General features: G+C 52.9%; 13 protein-coding genes. 5 read left to right on the forward strand and 8 right to left on the reverse strand.

Translation table 11 applies throughout. The annotated features are described in order from the left end of the window. Positions 1-34: 34 nt before the first annotated feature. On the forward strand, positions 35-370 hold the full coding sequence (locus GOX66_RS05385) for a hypothetical protein (protein WP_170760369.1): 336 nt from the start codon (positions 35-37) through the stop codon (positions 368-370). A gap of 241 nt (positions 371-611) precedes the next feature. Here the strand turns inward: GOX66_RS05385 and GOX66_RS05390 are convergent, their stop codons facing one another. The 3 genes from GOX66_RS05390 to GOX66_RS05400 all read right to left on the reverse strand — a co-directional run bounded on the left by GOX66_RS05390 (position 612) and on the right by GOX66_RS05400 (position 2,238). After that, the gene (locus GOX66_RS05390; protein ID WP_170760370.1) at positions 612-974 is read right to left on the reverse strand and encodes an SUF system Fe-S cluster assembly protein; all 363 of its coding nucleotides are present in this window, start codon (positions 972-974) and stop codon (positions 612-614) included. 95 nt (positions 975-1,069) lie between these two features. Beyond that, complete coding sequence (locus GOX66_RS05395; protein ID WP_170760371.1) at positions 1,070-1,348, reverse strand: NfeD family protein; 279 nt, start codon at positions 1,346-1,348, stop codon at positions 1,070-1,072. After that, positions 1,348-2,238, reverse strand: a complete 891-nt coding sequence (locus tag GOX66_RS05400) for an SPFH domain-containing protein (protein ID WP_170760372.1) — start codon at positions 2,236-2,238, stop codon at positions 1,348-1,350. Before GOX66_RS05400 ends, GOX66_RS05395 begins: the two co-directional genes overlap by 1 nt. A gap of 174 nt (positions 2,239-2,412) precedes the next feature. Here GOX66_RS05400 and GOX66_RS05405 point away from each other — a divergent pair, with 174 nt between their 5' ends. The 3 genes from GOX66_RS05405 (at position 2,413) to lon (ending at position 7,140) form a co-directional block, all read left to right on the forward strand. Then, positions 2,413-3,324: a nucleoside hydrolase gene (locus GOX66_RS05405; protein ID WP_170760745.1), complete on the forward strand. Its 912-nt coding sequence runs from the start codon at positions 2,413-2,415 to the stop codon at positions 3,322-3,324. 63 nt (positions 3,325-3,387) lie between these two features. Continuing rightward, positions 3,388-4,518 carry a tRNA guanosine(34) transglycosylase Tgt gene (tgt, locus tag GOX66_RS05410; protein WP_170760373.1) on the forward strand — a complete coding sequence of 377 codons (1,131 nt, stop codon included), beginning with the start codon at positions 3,388-3,390 and terminating at the stop codon, positions 4,516-4,518. Between the two features lie 213 nt (positions 4,519-4,731). Beyond that, the gene (gene lon / locus GOX66_RS05415) at positions 4,732-7,140 is read left to right on the forward strand and encodes an endopeptidase La (RefSeq protein ID WP_170760374.1); all 2,409 of its coding nucleotides are present in this window, start codon (positions 4,732-4,734) and stop codon (positions 7,138-7,140) included. Between the two features lie 52 nt (positions 7,141-7,192). On the opposite strand, the gene GOX66_RS05420 is transcribed toward lon, so the two are convergent. Then, on the reverse strand, positions 7,193-8,779 hold the full coding sequence (locus GOX66_RS05420) for an APC family permease (protein WP_170760376.1): 1,587 nt from the start codon (positions 8,777-8,779) through the stop codon (positions 7,193-7,195). A gap of 1,608 nt (positions 8,780-10,387) precedes the next feature. Between GOX66_RS05420 and GOX66_RS05425 the strand changes: the two genes are divergently transcribed. Then, on the forward strand, positions 10,388-12,184 hold the full coding sequence (locus tag GOX66_RS05425) for a GNAT family N-acetyltransferase (protein WP_170760378.1): 1,797 nt from the start codon (positions 10,388-10,390) through the stop codon (positions 12,182-12,184). A 622-nt stretch (positions 12,185-12,806) separates the two neighbouring features. On the opposite strand, the gene GOX66_RS05430 is transcribed toward GOX66_RS05425, so the two are convergent. The 4 genes from GOX66_RS05430 to GOX66_RS05445 form a co-directional block, all read right to left on the reverse strand. Beyond that, complete coding sequence (locus tag GOX66_RS05430) at positions 12,807-14,015, reverse strand: PIN-like domain-containing protein (protein WP_170760380.1); 1,209 nt, start codon at positions 14,013-14,015, stop codon at positions 12,807-12,809. Between the two features lie 200 nt (positions 14,016-14,215). Then, positions 14,216-14,995: a hypothetical protein gene (locus tag GOX66_RS05435; protein WP_170760382.1), complete on the reverse strand. Its 780-nt coding sequence runs from the start codon at positions 14,993-14,995 to the stop codon at positions 14,216-14,218. A gap of 256 nt (positions 14,996-15,251) precedes the next feature. Then, positions 15,252-15,593, reverse strand: coding sequence for a hypothetical protein (locus GOX66_RS05440; RefSeq protein ID WP_170760384.1), 342 nt, complete (start codon positions 15,591-15,593; stop codon positions 15,252-15,254). 130 nt (positions 15,594-15,723) lie between these two features. Further along, entirely contained in the window at positions 15,724-15,930 is a 207-nt protein-coding gene (locus GOX66_RS05445; protein WP_170760387.1) for a hypothetical protein, read from the reverse strand. Positions 15,931-16,013: the final 83 nt, after the last annotated feature.

Here is a 16,013-nt window from a genome sequence, read left to right on the forward strand (position 1 = left end):
TGATTTCTAGCAGTTTGATGAAGGGTAGGACAAAATGAACAATTATCAGATTTCTAGCAAAAACATGGTATTGTCATTGTTTCTGGGTGCATTTTCCATGACCGCTGGTATCGCATCGGCCGAGACCGAGAACAAACGCCATCCGGTGAATTGTGCGACCGCTGAAGGCGACTTGCGGGCAATTGCGGCTGAAAAGAAGCATGCACAGGACCAGCAGGTAGAAAGCGTGATTTCCATAATGCCCGCTGGAGCGTTGCTGGGGCTGGTGACCGGAACTGAACACAAAAGATTGGAAATGTTATCAGGCGATTACGTCAAGGAATTGGATGAAAGAGCCGCAGAAATCAAATCCAAGTGTGGGGTCCAGTAGCCAGCCTTTCGACAGGTTTCGACAAAAAAGACCGCTCTCGGGCAAGAGCGGTCTCAATTTCAGGCCGGATTCTTTTGGGGGGTAGACTACTTCTTGTCAGGCCCATACTGCGCGCATTTTGGGACACAGGCACAAGTATGCTGGGACTATTCCCAATCTATGTGACGTTTTCCCAAAGGGCTGATGACAAAAATGTAAATCTTTTGGGACAGTAGGCAATTTTGCAGGCCAGACGTCCGGCTTACATAAAACCAAGTTCCAGCCGAGCCTCGTCGGACATCATTTCCATGCCCCAAGGGGGCTCCCACGTCAGTTCGACGTCAACTTCTTTGACGCCCGCAACGGGTTCGATAGCTTCGACGATCCAACCAGGCATGTCCCCTGCAACGGGACAGCCCGGAGCGGTCAGGGTCATTATCACCTTTACGGCGTTTTCCTTGGTAATGTCGATCGTGTAGATCAGGCCAAGATCGTAAATATTCACTGGAATTTCAGGATCATAGACCGTGCGACACGCTTCCACTATGGATTCGTACAGGGGGTGCTCAATGGTCGAAGGTGCAATCAGCGGGGTGCCTTCAAACTGTTCACTCGGATGAGTCATTCGTGCCTCGGGTCTGTTACCTGAGGAATTATATAGGGAAAGGCAACGGCAGCGTCCAGAGGTGCAATGGCGCCCCGACAGGGCGCCAGCAAAGTTTAATCATTAATGTCGTGCCTGAAAGTTTTGACCTGACCGTGGGGCAGAGCATACACGCGCCGCAGAACCAACCATGCGATCAGGGACAGAACTGCGAAGATCAGCAACAGGATGGGAAGAACAGGTGTGACCCCGGGGATCACCAGCAGAATACCGGTGATGGCCGCACCAATTGCAAAGCCAAGAAAAATGAACCCGGGCAGCACGATCTCTAGAATGCCGAGGGCCAGTGCCGCTGCCAGCCAGATCCACCAAGTAAGCCAGAAAGGATCGGCCATTACTTTCCTCCTCTCAGCATTTTAAAGGCGTCGCCAAATGCTTCAAGCGCGTTTGCCGGAACGACGATCGTCTGCGATCCGGTGCCGTTGCCAAGAGCGTTCAGGGCTTCGACCTGTTTGAGGGCAACCTGATACTGCGCAGCTTCGATACCGTTGTCCTGAATGGCCTTGGCGACAACACCTGTGGCATAGGCTTCTGCTTCGGCCTGAATTCGCCGCGCCTTAGCTGTCTGCTCCGCTGCATAGAGCTCAGCATCAGCCTGCAATTCAACAGAGCGTTTCTGACCTTCGGCCTCAGTCACCTGCGCGCGACGTGCACGTTCGGCGTTCAGCTGCTGCAACATCGCATCACGGGTGGCCTGATCCAGGTTCACGTCAAGAATTTCGGCGCGGGTCACTTCGATACCCCAGTCATCCACGGCAGTTTCGACGCTTTCCTGAATGCGTTCGATGAGTTGAGCGCGGTTGGATTGTACCTCATCCAGGTCCATCTTGCCGATTTCAGCACGCACGATCCCGGCAACGGTGGTTGCGATCGCGCCATCTACGTCACGAATTCGGTACACCGTCTTTTCCGGTTCCAGAATGCGGTAAAAGACAGATGTATCGATCTGCACCAGAACGTTATCCTTGGTGATTGCGTCCTGTGTTGCGTTGGGCAGTTGGCGTTCAAGAATGGATATCTTGTGACGTGCAACATCGAGAAAAGGAACAATAAAGTTTATACCCGGGCCCAGCACCGAGTGCAGGCGCCCGAACCGTTCGACCACGTACTTCTCGGACTGCGGGACGATTTTTACGCCTTTGAAAATGACGGCGATGATCAAAACGGCCGCCAGCAGATAGATGATGTTCGACGTCAGCAATCCGATAATCTGGTCTTCAGTCATTTCTGTCCTCTTTTATTGTGTACATCGGTATACATTAGGGGGTTGAGTCGCCCGATTTCAACTCTGGTATGGAGGGATTGGGTGGGGATGCAAATCTCTGAACTTGCGGATGACAGGTGGATTTTTCAGAATGTGACCGCTTTGCATCCCGCTTTGTTTGCGGTATCGGGCGATATGAAACTGATAATCGACACTGATCCCGGCATCGATGACGCAATGGCGATTGCCTATGCAGCTGCTGCGCCTGAAATTGACCTGATTGGTCTGACCACTGTGTTCGGCAACACGCACGTGCATCAGTCCAGCCGTAACGCGCGGTTCCTGCTGCACAAACTGGGTCTGGATGCGCCTGTGGCCGAAGGTGCCGCATTTGCAACGGGGGAGACCAGCCACGCGCCGTCGGAGCATGTGCACGGACCCGAAGGCTTTGGCGACATCACTGATGTTCCGCAAATCGGTTCGAACCACTCTTTGCCCGCCGCAGAATTTCTGGTCGAAATGGCCCGTGTACATAAGAACGAGTTGGTTGTTTGCGCGGTTGGCCCTCTGACAAATATCGCCGATGCAATGCGACTGGATTCAGACTTCGCACGCAATCTCAAGCGTTTGGTGATCATGGGCGGCGCCGTCTTTTGTCCGGGCAACATCACCGAACATGCTGAAGCCAATATCTATCACGATGCCAAAGCGGCGGATGAAGTATTTGCCGCGCCGCCTGACACTGTTCTGGTTGGTTTGGACGTCACGCTGAAAACCCTCTACGAAACTGCCGACTTTGAGGCGCTGGCCATCCGGTCGCCTGACATGGGTGCATTTTTGCGTGATATTTCTCGGTTTTACCTGAAGTTCTACAAAGAAATCGGTGGGCTTGAGGGGTGTGGACTGCATGACTCGACCGCTGTGATCGCCTGCACTCATGAACCAATGTTCGACATGGTCGAAACCGGCCTGCAGGTCACTGTCGAGGGGCCAGAGATCGGGGCAACGCGGCCCGTATCGACACGTCCCATAGTCCGCGTGTGCCGGGATGTGGACGGGGCAGGGGTTGTCAACCTCTTCACCGAACGTGTCGCGTCGCTGCCCTGACGGGTTGCAAAGACTGATCGGATCAGGCAAATGCTGCCCGGTTCAGCGACCCCGAGGCACCCCATGACCGAGCGTTTTTCTTTTGAGCTAAAGGCAACAGACGGCAAGGCCAGAACCGGCGTGATAAACACACCGCGTGGCGAAGTGCGCACGCCTGCCTTCATGCCTGTCGGAACCGCGGCGACGGTCAAGGCGATGATGCCCGAGAGCGTGCGCGCGACGGGGGCCGATATTCTGCTGGGCAATACTTATCACCTGATGCTGCGCCCGACCGCTGAGCGGATCGACCGGCTTGGTGGTCTGCACAAATTTATGAATTGGGAACGGCCCATCCTGACCGACTCGGGCGGGTTTCAGGTCATGTCGCTGGCCGGGCTGCGCAATTTGACTGAAAAGGGCGTCACGTTCAAATCTCATATCGACGGCTCCAAGCATGAGCTGACGCCGGAACGGTCGATGGAAATTCAGCGCCTGCTTGGGTCGGACATAGTGATGTGTTTCGATGAATGCCCGGCCTTGCCAGCGGACCGGGACCGCATTGCCGAGTCGATGCGCCTGTCGATGCGTTGGGCCGAGCGGTCGCGTGAGGCTTTTGGTGATCGGCCGGGTCATGCGCTGTTCGGCATCATGCAGGGTGGGCTAGAGCAAGACCTGCGTGAAGAAAGCGCCGAGGCTCTCAAACAGATTGGGTTCGAGGGTTACGCCGTCGGCGGTCTGGCCGTGGGCGAAGGGCAGGAGGCCATGTTCGACTGCCTGGATTATGCACCCGGATTCCTACCGGAAGACAAGCCACGTTACCTGATGGGTGTCGGAAAGCCCGACGACATCGTCGGCGCGGTCGCGCGCGGCATCGACATGATGGATTGCGTTCTGCCTTCACGATCCGGTCGCACGGGTCAGGTGTTCACTCGCTACGGAGTCGTAAACATCAAAAACGCCCGCCACTCCGACGATCCGCGCCCGCTGGATGAGGCCTGCACGTGTCCGGCCTGTTCAAGTTACTCCAGAGCTTACCTGCACCACGTGTTCCGCGCCAACGAGATGATCTCGGGCATGCTGCTGACCTGGCACAATCTACATTATTTCCAGGAAATCATGCAGGGTATGCGAGATGCGATTTCGGCAGGGACCTTTGACGTTTGGCAGGCTGATTTCCACGCGCAGCGTGCACAAGGCGACATCGAGCCTATTTGATCACCCTCATACAGTTTCTTTTCGCAAAACTGGTGGATATGTCGGCGCGATACCTTGCAGTCCGAAAATCCTCGGGTCATTCTGATCGTGACAAATGACGATGAGGTTGAAATGGGGCAATGCTTGCCCCACCTTAATTGTCCAAGACAGGAGATGGCCGAGCGTTGCCTCAATGAGGGACCAGAGCTGTCTTGCCAATGATAAGGATTGAGCATGCAAGAGCCCCTTAATTCCTCTTACCCGGTACTGCCGCTGCGCGATATCGTGGTTTTCCCACACATGATCGTGCCGCTGTTTGTGGGGCGGGAAAAATCCGTCCGCGCGCTGGAAGAAGTGATGCAGGACGACAAGCAGATTTTGCTGTCCAGCCAAATTGATCCGGGCGACGATGACCCGAATGAAGAGGGTATCTACCGTTCGGGCGTATTGGCCAATGTTCTGCAATTGCTGAAACTTCCTGATGGCACTGTTAAGGTGCTGGTTGAGGGTCAGGCGCGTGTGCAGATCACGGAATTTCTTGAAAACGAAGAGTTTTTCGAAGCTCGCGCCGAATACCTGACCGAGATTCCAGGCGACGTGACAACCACCGAGGCACTGCTGCGCACCGTCGCGGATGAGTTCGAGCGTTACGCCAAAGTGCGCAAGAACATCCCTGAAGAGGCACTGGCCGCCGTGGGCGAAACCACCGAGCCCGCCAAGCTGGCCGACCTCGTGTCGGGGCACTTGGGCATCGAGGTCGAGCAAAAGCAGGAACTGCTGGAAACCCTCAGCGTCAGTGAACGGCTTGAGAAGGTCTATGGCCTGATGCAGGGCGAGATGTCGGTTCTGCAAGTCGAGAAAAAGATCAAGACCCGCGTCAAATCCCAGATGGAGAAGACGCAGCGCGAGTACTATCTGAATGAGCAGATGAAGGCCATTCAGAAGGAGCTTGGCGATGGTGAGGACGGCTCGAATGAAGTGGCCGAACTGGAAGCCAAGATCGCTGAGACCAAGCTGTCGCAAGAGGCGCGCGAAAAGGCCGAGGGCGAGCTGAAAAAGCTGCGCAACATGAGCCCGATGTCTGCCGAAGCGACCGTCGTGCGCAACTATCTGGACTGGATCCTGTCGCTGCCGTGGGGCACCAAATCCCGGGTCAAAAAGGATTTGGGCCGCGCGCAGGATGTTCTGGATGCCGATCACTATGGTCTTGAAAAGGTCAAGGAGCGGATCGTTGAATATCTGGCCGTTCAGCAGCGCTCGAAAAAGCTGAAAGGCCCGATCCTGTGCCTTGTTGGTCCTCCGGGCGTGGGTAAAACCTCGCTTGGTAAGTCGGTAGCCAAAGCCACGGGGCGCGAGTTCATTCGAATCTCGTTGGGTGGTGTGCGCGACGAATCCGAGATTCGCGGCCACCGCCGGACCTATATCGGTTCGATGCCCGGCAAAATTATCCAGGCGCTGAAAAAGGCGAAAACCACGAACCCGCTGATCCTGCTCGACGAGATCGACAAGATGGGTCAGGACTTCCGTGGCGACCCGGCCTCAGCGATGCTTGAGGTGCTGGATCCTGAGCAGAACAACACGTTCATGGACCACTATCTTGAGGTGGAATATGACCTGTCGAACGTGATGTTTCTGACCACGTCCAACAGCTACAACATGCCCGGGCCTCTGCTGGACCGGATGGAGATCATCCCTCTGGCCGGTTACACCGAAGAGGAAAAAAGCGAGATCGCCAAACAGCACCTGATCGCCAAGCAGGTTAAGAACCATGGTCTGAAGGCCAAGGAGTTCGAACTGACCGATGAGGCGCTGCAAAAGATCATCCGCACCTATACGCGCGAAGCGGGTGTGCGGAACCTTGAGCGTGAGATTGCCAAAGTAGCGCGAAAATCGCTGACCAAGATTATCAAGAAAGAGGCGGAAGAAGTCACTGTAACGCCCGACAATCTGGATGAATTCCTTGGTGTGCCGAAATTCCGTTATGGCCTCGCCGAGCAGGACGATCAAGTCGGTGTTGTCACCGGTCTGGCGTGGACGTCCGTGGGTGGCGACCTGCTGCATATCGAAGCGCTGAAACTGCCCGGCAAAGGGCGGATGAAGACCACGGGTAAGCTGGGCGATGTGATGAAAGAATCCATCGACGCCGCTTCGTCCTATGTGCGGTCAATCTCGCCTCAGATCGGGGTGAAACCGCCGAAATTCGACACGCTGGATATTCACGTCCACGTTCCGGATGGGGCGACGCCCAAGGACGGTCCTTCGGCTGGTCTGGCGATGGTGACCTCAATCGTGTCCGTGCTGACAGGTATTCCGGTGCGCAAGGACATTGCAATGACTGGCGAGGTTTCGTTGCGCGGTAACGCGATGCCGATTGGCGGGCTGAAAGAAAAACTTCTGGCTGCACTGCGTGGTGGTATCAAAACGGTTCTGATCCCTGAAGAAAACGAAAAGGATCTGGCCGAAATCCCGGACAACGTGAAGGAGGGGCTGGAGATTATTCCGGTCACCCATGTTTCGGAAGTCTTGAAACATGCGCTGGTTCGGACGCCTGAGGCGGTCGAGTGGGACGAAGCTGCGGAAGAGGCTGCCGCGGCGGCTGCCAAGGCTGCGGAAAGCGCCGGTCCTTCGGCAACTGCGCATTAAGACACTGATTTGAAACCGAAAGGGCGGGGATCAGTCCCCGCCTTTTTTGTATTCAGAAACCTATGATGGGTTTCTTTGGGTCCAAAACCTCTTCTTCTGAGATGTAGGTTTGGAACTTCTTGGCAGGCAAGGCCGACCGGACCGCGAGGCCGAAAATGACCGCCGAAAACAGCACGCAGAGTACAATGTCCCAACCAAACGGGATTTGTTTTTGCGCGCCTTCTCCGAACTGCCCGAGAAACGAGATCAACCCGATACCGGTGAAATAGGGAACAAGCCACAAGGCCTCGGTCACATCCATTTCGTCCAGACGGTTCCAAAACCGAACCAGAAGCAGCAACATGCCGACAGCCAGCGCAACACCCAGTCGCCAGACGGTGTCCCAACCGCTCCAGTAAACGATTAGTGTCGCAATGGCGAATGCCGATACAGCAACCAGTTTGACGGCAGGGATGCGGATAGATCTGGGATGATCCGGCATCAACTGGCGAAGGCACACCACAGCGATTGGCCCGACCGCGAAAGACAAAACAATGGCGGCGCCATTCAGAGCAATGACAGTGGTGAACGGTACCGTCAGCAAGAACAAAATCCCGATCAAAAAGTTAAGCGCCAAAGCCCACAGGGGTACTCCGAACGAAGAAAGGATTTGCAGGCATTTTGGCAGGAAACCGTTCTGTGAAAGGGCCAGCGCGATCCGCGCGTTGGAGCCCGTTGACACCAGCCCGTTTCCAAAGGGTCCAATCACGGAGCCGACATTCAGGAAGCTCAGGAACCAAACGATCCCGACCGACAGGATGACGCCATCCAATGGACCCTGACCCCCAAAGTTCAGACTTGCCCAGCCATTCTTCAGCATTTCAGGGTCCAGCGCGCCGATAAACGCAATCTGTAGCCCGGTATAGATGGCTGCACACAGAATAATGGACAATACCAGTGCGGCGGGAATGGCTATTTTCGGATTTCGAACCTCTCCCGCCATATCGACCACATGGCGGAAGCCGATGAAGGAAAAAATGACACCTCCGGTCGATACCGCCGCCATAATGCCCTGCAAACCGTAGGGTGCGAATCCGCCGGGTTGCGTGAAATTCGTGGTGTCAAAGCGACTTGCAATCAGCAAACCTGAAAGCACGATTGGAATGGCGATCTTGGCCCAGGTCAACGCTGCGTTGACCTGAGTGAAGAACTTAACCCCCAACGCGTTGACCGCGACAAACAACAGCATGAAGAACAAAGCCACTGTGATGCCCGCACCGGTCAAGTCACCCGTATCGGCCGCGTGCAGCCAAGGAGCATAAGGAGCGAGGTATTTAAGCATAGCTTCAACCTCGATCGGGGCTGTTGTGTTGTACCCAATCCATGCCGTCCATCCCATGGCCATCGACACAATGTTGCCATGCGAGAAGTGGGGCACCCGTGCAATCCCTCCGGGTATTGGCAGCATGGCCGAGATTTCAGCAAACGTTATGGCCAGAAAGAACATGGCCACTGCACCGATAATCCAGGAAAGAACTGCGGCAGGGCCTGCATGTTGAACCGCAAGAAGCGGGCCGAAAAGCCATCCAGACCCGATGATACCGCCCACCGAAATAAACGTGAGGCCGACCAGGCCAATATCCCGTTTCAATTTGGCCATGCGCGACCCCGTTCAGTGGAGCCGATAGATCACACGGCCGATGCTCGCACGATACGCAGCTGAAATACTGGCTGGCAAGCCGTGCAAACTCAAGACTTTAACAGGAGAGGGGTGCGGTGGGTGATAACAGATTTGAACTCCTGACACCTTCGAAATGTCTCAGCTGGCGCAAAACGGGTAGTTAAGGAAAACCATGCCATGCAAAATCAACGTGTTATGGCTATACTAAATAGGGGCTGCATACATTCCAACACTATATATAGTAGTACAAAAACGCACACACTGATTATTGGTAAGGCGAAACAGGGAAGTAGAGCAGCTACTTATAACTCTCCTCTGAGGAGAGTATGACTGGTCACCGCAAGTCTTTCATTTATGCGTCCCAATAAACCAAAAATGGCGTATCCAATTTGGCGGCCAAAACCGTCGTTCGCCTGATCAATCAGACCAACGTTGCGTTATTTGCCCCTTAAAGGAAGAAAAATCGGCTTGCTAATGTAGCCACTCCGATCCCCTGCACAGTTATCTGTACTTAAAAAGATAAACGATCACTTTAGATCACTGAACGTTAAGATCAATCGGGGCCGTGATGACGCAATTTTAAGTAATTCGTCAACCCGTCTCGCGACTGAGATAAATTTAAACTGAACAACCCCAAAAAGGGATGCCTTGAACAGTTTGATACCGACAACACCAATAGAGGTTAGTCTTAGGGCTTGTTCTTGTTTCAGAGCCAGAACATAGCGGAAGCTGCAAAAGCGGTTGCGGACTAGAACACCTGCGGACACCTGCCGTATCGGGTCGGGCATCCCTGGTCATCGCCGATTGGCAGAATTGCGGAAGCAACTGGAATCGGTTGATGGCGTAGGAGGTGGGAGCGGAGCGTTTTGGGTATCAAAATAAATAACGAAACCAATAAGATAGGTAGCGTACACGTTTTCCGGCGTAGTCGGTGCAGGAGAGCGCAAGCCATCTCGATACCTGAATGTCAGAGGCCCAAATCCTGCTCCTGTAATAAGTATTGGCGTGCAACACCAACCTTTAACTCCGCCCAGCGCAGGGCTTTCCGCGTTCCGCGAAAACAACCGGAAGCAATGTGGAGGCAACATGGGCGAAAGTATCCAGTGGCAAGTCAGCAACTACCATAACTCCACTAATGATCCGCAATGGTCGTAATGATCCAATTAGCTGCCCAATTACATCTGGGCAATTGGAGATTGCGGACAAATAACACGATCTTACGTTGTTCAATCTTGCCGTAGAAAGCGGGCCACGCGGAAGAGGTGGAAAATCATGGGCCGAGCCAAGCCGCCGGGCCAGGTCCAGAGATTTCTCGCAAGCCACGATCCGATATGAAAAATCTTTCACCTACGCCGCTATCGTTTCTCTGCGCCTCTCTAATGCTACGCCCGATCACACTCCTCCCATCTTTGGATAGGCAATGTGACTGAATTGGGTGTCAGAAGGCGGTCGTCCCCAGCAATTCTCTGTCGCCACTCAACAATTTGGCAATGCCTCAGATTACGATCCGCAAGAATAGATATTTTTGAATAAGCTGCTATACTGCGCATCAGTGTTTTTGAGTGAAATGTGTTAAAGAGTGTTGCTGTGCAGGTAGATTTGATTGAGGGACGGACCGCGATCGCCGAGTTGCGTTCGCAATGGGATGCAGTTTATCAGGCGGATCCCGAGGCCCATTATTTCCTGTCATATGAATGGCTTTTCGGAACTGCGGAAGCAGCCGGAGCTGGTAGCTTTGTTATTGCGGTCCGGGCGCCCCAAGGCGAACCGGGGTATGCGGCCTTTCTTCCGGTTCGACTGACAACCAAGCACGATTCCGAAGGATTTTACAATGAGATTATCCTGACCGGAAACTACGTCTCGGACTATAACGGGTTCATTTGCAAGCCAGAATTTGAAGAGATGGCCATACCGGCGCTTGCTCAACGGCTGCAAAAAATGAACTGGCGACGTCTTCGCCTTCTTAACTTACCGACTTCCTTCAAGCGGCTGGATCTGTTCCTCAAGGCGTTCTCGGGTGAGATACTCAAGTTGAAGCACTTGAAAACGATTGAACCCGACGGCACCAATAACGGGGTATGCCCTCATACCATTCTCACCGGAGATTGGGACGACTTCCTCAGTCAAAGAGTCAGCAAAAATACCCGTCAAAAGATTCGGCGTTTTCTGCGTCAGGTTGAAAGCTCGGACGCGTATCGTTTTACGCACACAACAAGTGAAACGCTTGACCGCGACATGGATATTCTGAACCGGCTGTGGGTCGACAAATGGGGGGAACGCAAGGGCAAGCGGTTGAATGCCATTCTGAAAACCCAGCGCAGAATGCTCCGTACGGCTTGTGCAACGAATACCCTGTTCATGCCGATGCTCTGGCACGGAGACCGCCCGATTTGCGTGCTTACAATTCTGGTCGACCAGAAAGACAAGACCTACAATTTCTATATCGGAGCGCGAGACACGAGGTTCCAAGGCCCGCCTCCGGGTCTGGTCCTTCATGCCTATGCCATTAGGCATGCCATTTCGCAGGGCTTCGGCAAGTACGATTTCCTGCGCGGCGACGAGCCTTACAAGTACTCTTTCGGATCAGAGGACGCAAAAATCAGGTCGCTGCTTCTGATTACGCAAAGTGGAAAAAACTTAGGGGAGAAGCTCGACCGGCGTTGCCTGCGCTATGTGCTGCAACGTTCAGGCGCGTTCTATAACGCCGGAGATCTGGCTGCTGCAGAACGCGGCTATGCGCAAATTCTGGATGCCGAGCCGAACGCTCTGCACGTACGCTACATGCACGGGGTTATAGCCGCAAGACTGGGCGACAACGACACCGCCTACCGGGAGTTCGCGAAACTTGTCGAACATAAGCCACATTCGCTCAAGACATGGCTGAGACTGGGGCGTGCGCTGATGGCTGGGAAAAAGGGCGCGGGCGAGGCGCAAAAGACCGGCACCGGTTTGTTAAACGATTCCATGGACGTAGCGAAAATCATTTCCCTGTTTGGGCGCGCGCTTTTGAAGCTTGATCTGGCCGATCACGCATTGGCCGTAGTCAAGGCAGCATTGCGCCTTGATCCGGACAACGCGGACCTGCAGGGCGCCCTCGCAAAAGCGCTGCGCATTAGGAGGCCGGGGACCACCCTTCGGGACGGTCAACAGGCGCTCAAGAACTCGGGCATAGATATCAAAACGGACAAAATACCGGTGCCGAATGGTTCAAATACGCAGACGAACGCAAAGATTGTCACAGCCTTGGATATCGACGCCCAACGCAACCTCGCGTTTGACACAATGAGTCGGAAAACAACGGAAACCGCTCTGGAGCGTGTGATGGTTGCTTCCAATTCGACCAGGGTCACGCCAACCAAGTCGCCCGATATGCAGCGGCGCTGAGCCCGTCCAACGTGATCATAACTTTGCGCGACCATTATGCAGTGGGGTAGGCGACAAAGTCTGCTGATCGCAGCTTGCTGACCTTTCTACTGGTGAGTTTGGAGCACCTGCGCAGGAACCCGTTGATTGCGAAATTCTCATTCTCCGCGCATCTTTTTGCGCCGGTAACGTTGTCTCGGTATTTTCGAAGCACTTCACCCAAAGTCATCTCGGACCCACTCGTGCCGAAGGTGGGAGCTAACAGTCCTCTGTCTGCGCTCAACTCTGTCTCACGCCCCACTTCGCCGCATCAGCACGCATTAGAAAGGACCTAGATTGGGTTCGCCCGTCCTTCCGCACCTTTGCCTGCCACTTCCCACTAGGCCGTTTTACGATTGTTGCCATGGCCCCAATCTCCTGTGTTGGAGACTTCTTTTCCGTTTAAGTGCAGTGGAGGCGCAGCGGAAACAGTTTCACACGCAGCAAAGCAAGGGGCGCTAGTCGCGTAAGACCTTGAGGCCATGCGAGGAATAATGGTGGGTGATAAGAGATTTGAACTCCTGACTAATTGTTAAATATCAATAACTTACGTGTGATTTTGTAACCGTGTAACCGGCCCTAAAATGGGCCTATTGACTTCGCGTCAATCCATCCACTTCTTGGACTCCTGATACGATCTGGAAGTTTCTCGCAAAACAATATTGCATTCGTGCAGCACTTCTTCTGTCGATTTCAGTTCTTTTAGAGCCTGCCGTTCCTTTTCGTCATCACCCAACAACCTGTGAACTTCTATCGATTGTTTAATGAAGTCGACTTTCTCTCGTAAGTGATTTCGTTGGTTGACCAGTTCACTAATTTTGGCCCGGCTTTCAAACTGCTCTCTGTGTAGGGCGGCTGAGGCTCTCCGTCTTTCATAAATTTGGTCGGCTGCTGTATCCAAATAGTCAGAGAACTTTACTTTCGCCGCCTTAGAAACTTGTTTTTCGTGGTCAGCTTTCACTTCCTTAAGGGTTTCCTCGCTGACAGCGGAACCAAGATTTTCCTTTGCCAATTGGACAAACCTATCAGGCGAGTAGATCAGAATTGACTGCCCTGTTTCATTGCAAAACTCGCTGATCAACTCTGGGCGCGGAGCAATTGTTTTTCCTGACTGGACTTGCCACCAATCCTCTTTGGAGTCATCCGTCACAAAGATAACGTCAATGTTGCTGTTCTTCGCCTCGGAGATTGTTTGAAGCCATACAATCAAGTCACCGTATATCCGACGCCAGTCAGCGTGGGTTTTCGGGTCTTTTACTTTTGCTTTATCTTTGTATCCCGGAGGAATGCTCTCTTTGTAGCGCTTTTCTCCCTTATCAAAGATGTCCTTGTAGTCGTCTTCAGAATATGGGTTTCCGACGCGCCCATCAAAAATGTCCGCTAATGAGCTTTTAATGTCGTCTTTGGTGATCCTCGTCTCCTGTGAACTTAGGCTTTTTTCCAGTTCTTTGGAGATTTTCTTCAATACAGCGGTCAGCTCGCTGTGGTTGCCGTCCGAAATAAAAGGGTGACGATTGGAGCCTGAGAACGTTTTTTCAATCTTCGATAGTTCCGCTGCGGTGTTCCTGTAAGCCTGTTCTTGTTCGCTGATCACGCCCAAGCGGTTCGAGAAGTATTCAAAGGCGCTTTGCTCAGGAAGCCACAGCCTATCCTTCAACTCACTAATGATGCGAACAAACTCTTTTCGTGTCTTATCCGAATAGCGATACAGGTTGAGCAGGACATTCGCGTCAAACACAAAGGTTGCCGACTGCCAAAGCTCGTCAATGGTTTCCTGAGTTTCGCTAAAATGGCCCGGGAATTTTGAACGCATGAACTGCCCCTAGAATCTTTTGAGGGACTGTGATCTGGCGAGAGGGAATGTGCAACCCAATGAAGAAACCCGCCAGCTTGCACCGGCGGCTGGATTGTTTATGGGGCGGCGTTAGGGATAGTTACAGCGGTCGCAAACCGGCCCTAATATGGGCCGGATGACGTAACGTTACTGCAATGGGGTTGTTGAGTTGGAGGCCATCACATCGGCTTCTGAAATGCCGTCATCATCACCAATGTAGATGTTGTAAGTGTCGGAACTAGAAGGGCGCCAAATCCAAGCAGGAAAAACAGACCCACCATCGCGCGAGCAAGGAATTTCGAAAAGCTGAGCGAGTAGAATTCAACAAAGAAGACTTCTTTGGATCTTCCTTCCGCTTCTGCGTGCATTAGATGTAGAAGCGCAAAGGTTGCGGCGTTACCAGCGGTCATTATTTCCATTATGTTGTCAGTTTGTAGATAACCTGAACCAGTATAAATGGTGTAGGGTGAGCCTTCGAAAAATGTGCCGGGTGTCTCATAGGAAAGCTCTAGGTCAGGCAATTTGCTCGGCGATATATCCCTCCAAAGATTGCCAATAAGATCGTGAAGATAACCTGATGCCTCACTTGGGAATGAAAGTGATTGGCCATAAAAAAAGGGGCTTCTTGCTTCACCTTCGTTGGCATTGAGAAACCTACTAACGGTTTCAGTTAGCTTATTCGCGATCAATGTCTGCGAAGCCACTCCCTGCATTTCAGTGATGTATCCTGAAACATCCGAGTGTTTTCTAAGCGCGTCGGGCGCAAGGATGACGAAGAGCAAATTTCCGAGGCCTAAGAACAGCAAGCCAAAATACAAAAATACAAGCCTTTGGCCGTGTAGTTCTGAGAACCAGTCATACGTATTTGGTATTCCACCCGGAAGCTCCTGTTGAAAGAAGTTAATAAACGATGGATTGAAGACTACTAGGTAACCGACAAATGGAATTAGTATCGTCAATCGACCTATATTCGACCGACCTACTGCACCAAGTTTGTCCCATCTCACAGAATTACTAAGCTTTTCGAGAAACACCCGGGTTGCAAGGCTAATTGAAAACCGCAAAGAACTGTTAATCCTTCAATAATTTGTCGAAGAGTTTACCCCAAGGTAGCTAACGAAAGTCATTGCGCCGTGTCGAGTGGTGTTCGTGATTTTCTACGAAAAACCCGCCAGCTTGCACCGGCGGGTTCGTCGAATTCCGAATTGTGTGTCGCTAGGCTGCGACGCCGCCGCGCACTTCTGCGATCAAGTCCTTGGCTGTTTCCCAAAGCGCTTCGCTAGGGCGCTTCACCTCTACCTGGACAGCATCGGAAGAAACCAAATGCCGAGCCGTGATAGGGCCAACCAGTGTGTCATTGAAAATCTCAACCTGCGCAAACTTCGAGCGATCAAACTCGCCTTTAGGCAGGTCTTTAGAAGGCGTTTTCCAGTGGTCGTTCTTCGGGTTGCCGTGCATCTCATGCAAGAAGGCGTCGAATTCTCGCCGCCCCATGAGAAGTGTCACAGTGTCAGTCAGAGTTGCTCCATTCGTTGAAGTCGCGTATTCTGATGCCATAAATGGCTCCTTTCTGGTGGTCATTGATATGAAAGTGGCGCGGCTCTGTTTGCCGACGGTTCCGCGTCACAACTCCCTTATAGCATAAAAATGATAGGAAGTTCGTAGGAAAATTAGGACCGTATCGGTCCTATGCCGCCTCCGCGACCTGAGCATCATCCAGCACTGAAACAGGCCAGATGTTCCCGATCTCACCCAGAGCCGCGACAATTTCGGTCTCAGGGTCGGTGCCGCATTCTTCGAACGGCTCAGATACCAGCTTTTCCAGCTTGGCTTTCAGTGCGTGGTAGATGTGATCCGGCAGATAGACTTCTTGTGGATTAGTGGGGGTCTGCACGAAATTATTCCTCTTTAAGATGATTTGGTGTGTGCAGATTCGCATGAGCGGAATCTGGTGCGCAAGAGGAAAAATGGCGTAAC

Source organism: Ruegeria lacuscaerulensis, from assembly GCF_013031245.1.
In the GTDB taxonomy this organism is placed as follows: Bacteria; Pseudomonadota; Alphaproteobacteria; order Rhodobacterales; family Rhodobacteraceae; genus Ruegeria; species Ruegeria lacuscaerulensis_C.